9 protein-coding genes are annotated in these 11,661 nt (G+C 52.2%); all 9 read left to right on the forward strand.

Going from position 1 to position 11,661, the window contains the following annotated elements; translation table 11 throughout:
- Positions 1–74: 74 nt before the first annotated feature.
- Complete coding sequence (gene rimP / locus NP589_RS09395; protein WP_256606749.1) at positions 75–560, forward strand: ribosome maturation factor RimP; 486 nt, start codon at positions 75–77, stop codon at positions 558–560.
- On the forward strand, positions 550–2,061 hold the full coding sequence (gene nusA / locus NP589_RS09400) for a transcription termination factor NusA (protein ID WP_064010482.1): 1,512 nt from the start codon (positions 550–552) through the stop codon (positions 2,059–2,061). Before rimP ends, nusA begins: the two co-directional genes overlap by 11 nt.
- 14 nt (positions 2,062–2,075) lie before the next feature.
- Positions 2,076–4,784, forward strand: coding sequence for a translation initiation factor IF-2 (gene infB, locus NP589_RS09405; protein WP_256606750.1), 2,709 nt, complete (start codon positions 2,076–2,078; stop codon positions 4,782–4,784).
- Entirely contained in the window at positions 4,784–5,200 is a 417-nt protein-coding gene (gene rbfA / locus NP589_RS09410) for a 30S ribosome-binding factor RbfA (protein WP_064010484.1), read from the forward strand. Before infB ends, rbfA begins: the two co-directional genes overlap by 1 nt.
- Positions 5,200–6,117: a tRNA pseudouridine(55) synthase TruB gene (gene truB / locus NP589_RS09415; protein WP_256606751.1), complete on the forward strand. Its 918-nt coding sequence runs from the start codon at positions 5,200–5,202 to the stop codon at positions 6,115–6,117. The genes rbfA and truB overlap by 1 nt, the downstream gene beginning before the upstream one ends.
- 109 nt (positions 6,118–6,226) lie before the next feature.
- A complete protein-coding gene (gene rpsO / locus NP589_RS09420) occupies positions 6,227–6,496 on the forward strand; it encodes a 30S ribosomal protein S15 (protein ID WP_020482423.1) in 270 nt (89 codons plus the stop codon).
- An 84-nt stretch (positions 6,497–6,580) separates the two neighbouring features.
- Positions 6,581–8,659 (forward strand): polyribonucleotide nucleotidyltransferase, encoded by a 2,079-nt coding sequence (pnp, locus tag NP589_RS09425; RefSeq protein WP_256606752.1) that lies wholly within the window; start codon positions 6,581–6,583, stop codon positions 8,657–8,659.
- 205 nt (positions 8,660–8,864) lie between these two features.
- Positions 8,865–10,520 carry an alpha-keto acid decarboxylase family protein gene (locus NP589_RS09430; protein ID WP_256606753.1) on the forward strand — a complete coding sequence of 552 codons (1,656 nt, stop codon included), beginning with the start codon at positions 8,865–8,867 and terminating at the stop codon, positions 10,518–10,520.
- A gap of 124 nt (positions 10,521–10,644) precedes the next feature.
- Positions 10,645–11,604 (forward strand): GNAT family N-acetyltransferase, encoded by a 960-nt coding sequence (locus NP589_RS09435; RefSeq protein ID WP_256606754.1) that lies wholly within the window; start codon positions 10,645–10,647, stop codon positions 11,602–11,604.
- The last annotated feature ends 57 nt before the right edge of the window (positions 11,605–11,661 follow it).

Raw genomic sequence — 11,661 nt, forward strand, 5'->3', positions numbered from 1 at the left:
AAGCCCACGGGTTTTGGTCGTTTATGGAAGAGCCTGAGGCTCTTTTTTTTTGGGTTTGAAAAGGTGAGGCGTTAATGAAACAGGCTCCTGAACATTTGGTGGATTTGATCGAGCCAATTGTGGAAGGTCTTGGCTATGAGTGTGTGGGGATAGAGTACAACCCGCATCCGACACACGGCATGTTGCGCATCTACATCGATAGCGAAAACGGCATTTTGCTGGAAGATTGCACCAAGGTCAGTCATCAGCTCAGCGGAGCGCTGGATGTCGAAGATCCGATTCAAGGCGAATATCAATTGGAAGTTTCTTCGCCTGGCGCGGATAGGCCGTTTTTCAAGCTCAGCCAATTTCAACGCTTTTTGGGGAGCACTGTACTGGTGAGTTTATTTAAACCCATCGATAAACGCCGCAAAATTACCGGACAGATTATGGCCGTCGAAGGCGAGACTGTTCTGTTGCAGGATGGCGAACAATTATTAAACATCCCGTTTCAGGCAATGAGCAAGGCACGCTTGGTGCCGGATTACTTACTCACTAAAGGAGGTCGCAGTGGCAAATAAAGAAATTTTATTAGTAGCAGACGTTTTTGCTAACGAAAAGGAAATAGACAAGGAAATTATCTTTCAGGCCATTGAGTCCGCTTTGGAAGCGGCGACTGTCAAGCGTTACGAAAACCCGATTAAGGCCAGAGTAGCCATTGATCGTCATACCGGCGATTATTCGACCTATCGCCGTTGGCTGGTGGTCGATGCCAATCCGGAAATTAACGGCGATGTCGAACATCCCGGCTGGCAGGTATTGCTGGAAGTGGCTCAATTCGATAATCCCGATATTCAAATCGGCGACTATGTAGAAGAAGAGATCGAGTCGGTCGATTTTTGCCGAATTGCCGCGCAAACCGCCAAGCAAGTCATTATTCAGAAGGTTCGCGAAGCCGAACGTAAAAAAATTGTCGAAGCGTATCAGGATCGAGTTGGCGAGTTAGTTACCGGCGTTGTGAAGCGCTTGGAAAAAGGCAGCGTTTATCTGGATTTGGGCGGTCATGTCGAAGCCTATATTGCCCGGGAAGATATGATCCCGAAAGAGCCGGTCAGAATGGGTGATAGGGTTCGCGGCTATTTGAAAGCGGTGCGCTCCGAGCCGCGTGGTCCGCAACTGTTTGTCAGTCGGACAGCGCCGGAGTTATTGATTGCCCTGTTTCGATTGGAAGTGCCGGAAGTGGGTGAAGGTTTGATCGACATTTTGGCGGCGGCTCGCGATCCCGGTTCCCGCGCTAAAATTGCCGTCAGAGCCAACGATCCGCGCCTGGACCCGATTGGTGCTTGCGTTGGTATGCGCGGTTCCAGGGTGCAAGCTATCTCCAATGAATTGGCTGGCGAGCGGGTCGATATTATTTTATGGAACGGCAACGACGCCCAATTCGTGATCAATGCCATGTCGCCGGCGGAAATTCAATCGATTGTGGTTGATGAAGATAAGCACAGTATGGATGTGGCGGTTGCCACCGACAGTTTGTCGCAAGCCATCGGTCGTGGCGGTCAAAACGTGCGTCTGGCTACCGAATTGACGGGTTGGGAGCTGAACATTCAAGACGCCGCACAGGTAGATAAAAATCACGACGAAGCCGCCGCCAAGTCCAAGCAGCAATTCATGGAACTGCTGGATGTGGACGAGGAAATCGCCGGTATTCTGGTCGATGTCGGTTTGAATAACATCGAGGAAATTGCCTATATCCCCGTTGACGAAATGCTGGAGATCGAAGGCTTCGATGAAGAGTTGGTTGAAGCTTTGCGTACTCGCGCCAAGGACGCTTTACTGATCAGCGCGATCGCGTCCGAAGAAAAAATTGAAACCGCCGTGCCTAGCGAAGAATTGTTGAGCATGGATGGGATGGACGAAGAGTTGGCACACCAAATGGCTGCCAAGGGCATTGTTACCTTGGACGATTTGGCGGAGCAGGCGATAGACGACATTATCGAATTTACCGGCATGACCGAGGAGCGTGCTGGTAAACTAATCATGAAAGCCCGCGAATCTTGGTTCGCAGAGGATAAGGGCTGAGGCAGGAGGATACTATGAGCGATAAAACAGTACAGGAATTGGCAGAGGTTGTTGGCATCCCTTTGGAGCGTTTTTTAGAGCAATTGAAGGAGGCCGGCTTGACCGCCAGCGCGCCCGACGATGTGATAAATGACGAAGAGAAAGTCAAACTACTCGCGCATTTGCGCAAGCGCCACGGCAAGTCGGACGCCGATCAGGAAGCCGCCGCCCCCAAACGCATCACCTTGAAACGCAGTACCAAAACCGAATTAAGACAATCCTCACCGCCGGGTACAGCTGTGAAAACCGTCAGCGTCGAGGTGCGTAAACAAAAAACGTACATCAAACGCAGCGATGCTTCTTCCGGTAACGATGAGCTAAGACAGGCCGAATTAGCCAAGCAAGCTTTGGAAGAACAGAGACGGCAACAAGCTATCGAAGAAGAAAAGCGTAAACACTTGCATGAGCAAAAGTCCGCTCAGCCTGTCCAAGAAGAGCAAGGGGTCAGCGAGGAAGTCGCTCAGCCCGTTGAAGTGTCCGCAGCGGCTGTGACGGCGGTCTCAGAACCGGTTGCTACGGAACTGCCTGTGATGGCAGAGTTGCCGGTTGTTGCTGAAGCGCAGCCTGAGGTGGTCGCTAAGGCCGAAGCTCCCGTCCCGAGCGCAGCGCCGGAGATGACCGAAGAGCAGCGCCTCGAAAAAGAAAAGAAAGAAAGGCTGGAAGCTGCGGTGCAAAGAACCGCCGAAAAGGTCAAACAGAAAGCCGAAGCCAAGCAGCAACAAACCACGCTGCATAAGAAAAAAGCCGAATTCAAGCCGACTCGAGGGCCGACTACCGATGGCGATATCGGTGGCGGCGGCGATGCAGCGCGTCGCGGCGGCAAAGGCAAAAAAGGCAAGGCGCCATCACGCCGGGAAAAACCCGAATTCGAGATCGATGTCAATCAGGCTCGACATAAGTTCGAAAAGCCGATCGCGCCGACTGTCTATGACGTAACCATTCCTGAAACCATCGTGGTCTCTGATTTGGCTGCGAAAATGAACATCAAAGCTGCCGAAGTTATCAAGCATTTGATGAAGTTGGGCATCATGTCCACCATCAATCAAACCATCGATCAAGAAACAGCGGTAATTTTGGTTGAAGAGATGGGCCATAAAGCCATCATGCAGAGCGAAGATGACTTTGAACAGGAAATGCTGGCCGAAGTACAAGGCGAAAGCGACGAACGTAAAGTTCAGTTCAGAGCGCCTATCGTTACCATCATGGGTCACGTTGACCACGGTAAAACCTCTTTGCTGGATTACATCCGCAAAACCCGGGTTGCCGCCGGCGAAGCGGGCGGGATTACTCAGCACATTGGTGCTTATCAAGTAAAAACGGACCATGGCGCGGTAACTTTCTTAGATACGCCGGGCCATGCCGCGTTTACCGCGATGCGGGCACGTGGTGCGGAGGTGACCGACATCGTTATTGTTGTGGTCGCTGCCGATGACGGCGTGATGCCGCAAACCAAAGAAGCCATCGATCATGCGCGCGCCGCGAATGTGCCTATCATCGTGGCCTTGAACAAAATCGACAAACCGGAAGCCAATCCGGATCGCGTCATGCAAGAACTGGCTACGCTGAATGTAGTACCGGAAGAGTGGGGCGGCGATGTGCAATTCCTGAAAGTATCGGCCAAAGTTGGTACCGGTATCGACGAATTGATCGAAGCGCTGATTGTCCAGGCAGAAGTTCTGGAATTGAAAGCGCCGGTTGACGGCATCGCGTCCGGTATTTGTATCGAATCGCGTCTGGATAGAGGCCGCGGTGCGGTTGCGACCATATTGATTCAGAAAGGTACCTTGAGCAAAGGCGAATTCGTCCTTTGCGGTCACGAATATGGCCGGATTCGGGCGATGTTCGACGAGAATGCGCACGCTATCAAATCGGCCGGACCGAGTATGCCTGTGGAAATTCTCGGTTTGTCCGGTACCCCGGATGCTGGCGACGAATTTCTGGTGGTGCAAAACGAACGTGTCGCCCGGGAACTGGCCGCGCATCGGGAAGATCGCAAACGCTCCAACCGTCACGCTGCGCAGCATGCGTCGAAATTGGACGATGTGTTCTCGCGGATGTCGGCCGGCGAAACGTCCACGCTTAACGTCGTTATCAAAACCGATGTTCAGGGCAGTTTGGAAGCCTTGCGCGAATCCCTGGTGGGTTTGTCCACCGAAGAAGTACAAGTTAAATGCATTTTCGGCGGTGTCGGCGGTATCAATGAAGGCGACGCCAACTTGGCTTTAGCATCCAGCGCGATTCTGATCGGTTTCAACGTGCGTGCCGACGCTGTCGCCCGGAAGTTGATTGAAGAAAAAGACATCGATCTGCATTACTACAGCATCATTTACGAAGCCATCGACGAAGTGAAACGCGCGATCAGCGGTATGTTGGCGCCGGAAATTCAGGAAAAAATCGTCGGTTTGGCCGAGGTTCGGGATGTATTCCGTTCGCCGAAATTTGGCGCGGTCGCTGGCTGTATGGTGGTCGACGGTTTCGTCAAACGCAACCTGCCAATTCGCGTATTGCGCAACAACGTAGTGATTTACGAAGGCCAACTGGAATCCTTGCGCCGCTTCAAAGACGATGTCAATGAAGTGAAAATGGGCATGGAATGCGGTATCGGCGTGAAGAACTACAACGATGTGCAAAACGGCGATCAGATCGAAGTATTTGAACGTATCGAAGTCAGACGGGAAATCTAATGGCAAGAGAGTTCGGCCGCAGTCAGCGGGTGGCGTCGGAAATGCAGAAAGAGTTGGCGTCGATATTACAGCGCGATGTCGATGACAGCCGCTTGGGTTTTGTCACCATCAACGACGTCGAGCTGTCCAAGGACTTGGCGGTTGCCAAGATCTTCGTGACGGTGTTGGATGCCCAGGACGATGCCGGTAAGCGGGCCAATGTGAAAGTGCTTAACGAGATATCGCCGTTCATTCGACATGAGCTGGCCAAGCGCATGCGTTTGCGGCATATCTCCGAATTGCATTTTTATTACGACCATTCCTTTGATACCGGTATGCGCGTCGCCGAGTTACTTGGCGATTTGCATCACGACGAGGGACATGACGCTAGTGCAGCGCCGGAAGACGTTGTCGATAAACCGCAACAGGACAATTGATGGCAAAACGTAAGTCCGGGCGCGATGTGCATGGCATCGTGCTGCTCGACAAACGTTTGGGTGTGTCGTCCAACCAGGCTTTGCAGGAAGTCAGGCGATTGTTCAATGCCAAAAAGGCGGGTCATACCGGGGCGCTGGATCCGTTAGCGACTGGTTTGTTGCCCTTATGCTTTGGCGAGGCGACCAAGGTATCGGCTTTAATGCTGGATGACGATAAGCGTTATCAGGTAACGATACAGCTTGGCGTAATGACCGATACCGGCGACAGCGAAGGTAAAATTGTCGCCGAAATGCCGATGCCGGCGCTGGATGACAGGCGATTGCAGTCTTGTTTGCAGCATTTCACCGGGCCTATAGAGCAGGTGCCACCGATGTATTCGGCACTCAAGCATCAAGGCAAGAAGTTATATGAGTTGGCTAGGGAAGGCAAAACCGTAGAACGGCAGCCCAGGGCAATCACCATTTATGAATTGCACTTATTAAGTGTCGATGCCGAAGCGGGGCAATTGACGCTGGATGTATTTTGCTCCAAAGGTACTTATATCCGTTCGCTGGCCGAAGATATTGGTCACTGGTTGGGGACCTGCGGCACGGTAACCGCGCTACGCAGAACTAAGGCCGGTATGTTCGATCTGGATCAGGCCTATACCTTGCAGCAGTTGCAGGCCATGGACTTCGCGCAATTGCAGAATACCTTGATCGCGCTGGATGTGCCGCTGCAAAGCATACCGGATGTATCCTTGTCTTTGGAGCAAGCCGAAAAAATTAAGCTGGGGCAGCGCATTGTCTTTAGCGGCGGTATGGCCGGCCAGGTCAGAATATACTCCCCGGAAGCCTTTTTGGGGTTGGGGGAAATCCTATTGGATGGTAAACTAGCGCCGAAAAAACTATTTCATTTGGATAGTCAATCAACTTGATTATTCAGGAAAAAACCGCAAAGTTTCTACACCCTATTGTGGAAACGCGGCTACATGGTCATCACGCGATGGCCTTTATTCAATCAAAATTAATCGATAGGGATTAAGAATGTCATTAACCGCAGAACAAAAGAAAGCCATTGTTGAAGAGTATCGTTTGTCAGACACCGATACCGGTTCAACCGAAGTCCAAGTTGCCTTGTTGACCGCCAACATTAACCAACTGACTCCGCATTTTGCTACACATAAAAAAGACAATCACTCGCGCCGCGGCTTGCTGCGCATGGTAAACCAACGCCGAAAATTGTTGGATTACCTGAAAAACACCGAAGTTGCACGTTACCGTTCTTTGATCGAACGTTTGGGCATCCGTAAGTAGCACCAAAACTGGAAACGGCGCATCGGGCGCCGTTTCTGCTTTAAGGCACATTTCAGCATAACCTTTAAACAAAGGAACCTTATAGTGAATCCTATCAGGAAAGAATTTCAGTACGGCGATCGTCTCGTCACCTTATCCACCGGTGAAATTGCCCGCCAAGCCAATGGCGCGGTGATGATCGATGTCGAAGGCACCTCGCTGCTGGTGACAGTGGTAGGTAAAAAAGAAGCTAGCGGCGGCGATTTTTTTCCGCTTACCGTTAACTACCAGGAAAAAGCATTTGCGGCCGGTAAAATCCCAGGCGGATTTTTCAAACGCGAAGGCCGTCCCAGCGAAACAGAAACCCTGATTTCCCGCCTGATCGACAGACCGATTCGTCCGCTGTTTCCGGAAGGCTTCACTAACGAAGTGCAGATTATTGCTACTGTCGTGTCACTGAACCCTGAAGTGGATACCGAAATTCCAGCCCTATTAGGAGCTTCTGCGGCCTTGGCCGTTTCCGGTTTACCTTTTAACGGTCCGTTGGGCGCGGCTTGCGTCGGCTATAAAGACGGCAGTTATTTGCTGAATCCGGACAAACCTGCACTGAAAGAATCGCAACTGCAATTAGTGGTTGCCGGTACTCAGCATGCGGTATTGATGGTCGAATCCGAAGCGGATTTGCTGTCGGAAGAAGTGATGTTGGGCGCGGTATTGTTCGGTCACGAACAAATGCAAGTGGCGATCAACGCGATTAACGAATTTGCTGCTGCCGTCGGTACACCCGCTGTGGCCTGGACACCAGCAGAAACCAATACTGCATTAAAAGCAGCAGTGGCCGCCGAAGCCGAGCAAAGCATCAAAGCGGCTTACCAAGTCGCGGAAAAACTGGTTAGACAAGACACGCTGAGTGCTATCAGAAGCGCGGTAGTTGAAAAGCTGACTGCCGATGGCCTGTATAACGAAAAAGACATCCGTAACGTCATCGAGCATCTGGAATACGACGTCGTGCGCGGTGCGATTCTGAATGATCGTAAACGTATCGACGGCCGCGACTTGACCACGGTTAGACCGATTACCGTTAGAACCGGCGTGTTGCCTAGAACCCATGGTTCTGCATTGTTTACCCGCGGTGAAACCCAAGCCTTGGTTGTCGCGACTCTGGGTACCGAGCGCGATGCGCAAATCATCGATGCACTGTCCGGCGAGTACAAAGATCCGTTCATGCTGCATTACAACTTCCCGCCGTATAGCGTTGGCGAAACCGGTTTTGTCGGTTCGCCAAAGCGTCGCGAAATCGGCCACGGCCGCTTGGCGAAACGCGGCGTAGCGGCAGTATTGCCTAACATGGCGGAGTTTCCTTATGTGATCCGCGTGGTTTCGGAAATCACCGAGTCTAATGGTTCCAGCTCCATGGCCTCAGTCTGCGGTAGCAGCTTGGCGCTGATGGATGCCGGCGTGCCTATCAAAGCCCCGGTTGCCGGTATCGCGATGGGTCTGATCAAGGAAGGCGATAAATTTGCGGTATTGTCAGACATCCTGGGTGACGAAGATCACTTGGGCGACATGGACTTTAAAGTGGCCGGTTCCGAAAACGGCGTGACCGCGCTGCAAATGGACATCAAGATCGACGGTATCACCGCCGAGATCATGAAGGTCGCGCTGGAACAAGCCAAACAAGGCCGTCTGCACATTTTGGGCGAGATGAACAAAGCCTTGTCCAGCACCCGTTCCGAAATGTCCGACTTTGCGCCGCGCATCATCACCTTCAAAATCGATCCGGCTAAAATCCGCGAAGTTATCGGTAAGGGCGGCGTAACCATCCGCGCCATCACCGAACAAACCGGCGCCAGCATCGATTTGACCGATGACGGCGTGGTTAACGTTGCCTCCGTCGACAGAGCGGCCGGCGAAGAAGCCAGACGTATGATCGAAGAAATCACCGCCGAAGTCGAAGTGGGTAAAACCTACGAAGGCAAAGTGGTACGCTTGATGGACTTCGGTGCATTCGTCACCATTCTGCCGGGCAAAGACGGCTTGGTGCATATTTCGCAAATCTCCGACGAGCGCGTTGAAAAAGTCAGCGACAAACTGTCGGAAGGCGATGTGGTAAAAGTCAAAGTACTGGAAATCGACCGTCAAGGCCGCGTGCGCTTGAGCATGAAAGAAGTCGATAGCGAATAAGTTTAAATTCGTTCGACTCCGCATGAAAGGGCCGTAAGGCCCTTTTTTTGTGACTGAAATTTTGTTGAGCTATGAATGTCTGTTGACTTTTTAGATGGGGCTTAGCAGTATTGACTCCTAATTGTCCTGTTAAAACGGTTGAGCGGCATTGATCATTTATTCGTCAGTGCTCAAGGTTTAATTTTATGCTGAGGTTCCAAAGCGCATGAGCACTGCCAAATTCGACACGATTGGACAATACCTCCTCAAACGCCTATATCAGGCCGGTGTAAAAGACATCTTTGGTGTGCCTGGCGACTATGTGCTGGGCTTTTACGATCTGATGATAAAAAGTCAGGTTCGGCATATCGGCACTACCAGGGAAGATTCGGCAGCCTTTGCGGCCGACGGTTACGCGCGTTGCGTGGGCATGGGCGCGTTAGCGGTGACATACGGCGTCGGTGCCTTAAACACAGTCAATGCGATTGCCGGCGCTTACGCAGAATCCTCGCCGGTGGTGCTTATCAGCGGCGCACCTGGCGTCAGCGAGCAAAAAGACGATCCGTTAATCCACCATCGTTTTGGGCCTTTTACGTTCCAGCGGGAAATTTTTGAACGGATTAGCTGTGCGTCGGTGGTGCTAAACGATCCGGTTATCGCCTTTCGACAAATCGATCATGCCATCGAGGCCGCGCGCCGTTTTTGTAAGCCGGTTTACATCGAACTTCCCCGTGATTTGGTCATGGCGGAAGGCTATCCGATGCCGACCGAGACCGTCGAAAAATTTACCAGTGACCAAGCCGCTTTATCCGAAGCGATTGCCGAAACCATGATGCTGTTATCAAAAGCCGTGTCGCCAATGATCGTGGCGGGTGTCGAATTGCATAGACGCGGGCTGCAAGGGGCTTTGGCCAATTTTGTTGAACGTACCGGCTTGCCCGTGGTTGCCACGCTAACCGGTAAGTCGGTGATGTCCGAGCGGCATCCAGCTTACCTGGGGATTTACGAAGGTGCGATGAGTTCTGAGGCAGTGCGCGACAGAGTCGAAAAGTCCGATTTGCTGTTGATGCTGGGCGTGACCTTGAATGAAATCGATACCGGCATTTATACGGCAAAACTAAATTCCCATTCGACCATCCGCGCGGCTTTGAACGAGGTGGTGATCAGTGCGCATCGTTATCCTGGCATCGCCTTGGAAGATTTTCTCGGTGCCTTGGCCGGCTCGGTTGGCACATCCAGCGGAGAAGGAGTGGTTCCGAGCCTGGAGCCGCCAGTAAGCATTGCGTTTCCCGAGACCGACCGGCCAATTACTACAGTTCGATTGGTTGAGAGGCTAAATAGTGCGCTGAGTAATGACATGATAGTGGTGTGCGATGTCGGCGATTGCCTGTTTGCCGCTATCGATTTACGTGTCCACGAGCAAAGCGAGTTTCTGGCTTCGGCTTTTTACACCACGATGGGCTTTGCCGTACCGGCCGCGCTCGGTGCGCAAATCGCTCGCCCGGATCGGCGGGCATTGATTTTGGTTGGCGACGGTGCTTTTCAAATGACCGGAACCGAACTGTCCACCCACGCGCGCCTTGGTTTAAATCCCATCGTGGTGGTGTTTAACAACGGCGGCTACAGCACGGAACGCTGTATTCTCGAAGGTCCGTTCAACGATATTAATCCGTGGCGCTTCGATCGCTTGGGAGAACTCTTCGGTCCGTTGGCGGGCTACGAGGCAGCTACGGAAGCTGAATTCGAAGAGGCTCTGCTTAATGCTCTGGATAACCACGGTATGCCCAGTATTATTAATGTCCACCTGGCGGCGGACGACTCGTCCGAAGCGATGAAACGGCTTGCCGAACATTTACAGTCGAAGATCAAAAGGGATGCGTGAGCGGCGAGTCTTTATCCCTGCAATCCGGTTTATCGGGTAGGCAAGCATAATCGGCTTGCCGAGTCGAATTTTCGGCAGAGTGTATCTAAACTAAGCACTCCCCTTAATCATCCTCTATAAAGCTATGCAAATCGCCAACTGTTATCTCGAACCAGCCAGCTATGCCGTTGATTTTGAGGATATACGGTATGTGCGAAATTTGGTGTTTGTCGTCGAACAGCAAATACCGTTAGAGGTGGAATTCGACGAACTCGATCCGGATTGCCATCATTTTTTGGTGCGGGATCTCGATTACCGGCCCATCGCTACTTGTCGGCTCTCGCCGGAAGGCAAAGTGGGGCGGATGGCTGTCCTCCCCGAATGGCGGGGTCAAGGTGTTGGCGAGTCTTTGTTGCGTGCAACAATCGACAAAGCCCGCAACCTGGGGCTGACCAGTGTTACCGCCAACGCGCAACTGTCCGCGTTGGGGTTCTACCAAAGATTCGGCTTTGCCGCCGAAGGAGAAGTGTTTGGCGAAGCCGGTATTCCGCATCAAGTTATCCGGCTTATGTTGCAACCGTGTGAGCAATCGGTGCGATCGATACCACCGGCCCGTGAGGTTTCCGTCGAGGCCGTCCGGCTGGAAACAGTCGAGTCAACCTTGGCCGCCACCCAGCAATTGATAATGGCCGCCCGGCGGCAGATTTATATCTACAGTCGGGATCTGGATTTTGCCTTGTATGGACAAAAAGACCTGGTCGAGGCGCTAAAACAGTTTGCCCTCGGCAATCGTAACGCTAGTGTGCAGATCATTGTTCAGGACCCGACTAGCCTGCGCAATCAGGTTCATCCTGTCGTGGAATTGGCTCAGCGTTTACCGTCGTATTTTCTGATTCGGGTGCCCGATGAAACCGAGGACTTGCAATACGCCTCTGCTTTTGTGACAAATGATAGCGACGGTTATTTATTTCGTTTACTCGGTAATCGCTACGAAGGGCATTGGAGTCCAAGCTTGCCGGCACGTAATCGGCCATTGCGCGAGGAGTTTGAGCGGGTCTGGCAGCGCTCAAGCGCTTGCGCGGAATTTAGAGCATTGAGTTTGTGATTGATTTTGTCCGTGAAATTTAACCTTCGTGGCGCGCAGGCCATAAAAAAACCCGCC

It is taken from the genome of Methylomonas rosea, from assembly GCF_024505055.1.
GTDB lineage: Bacteria > Pseudomonadota > Gammaproteobacteria > Methylococcales > Methylomonadaceae > Methylomonas > Methylomonas rosea.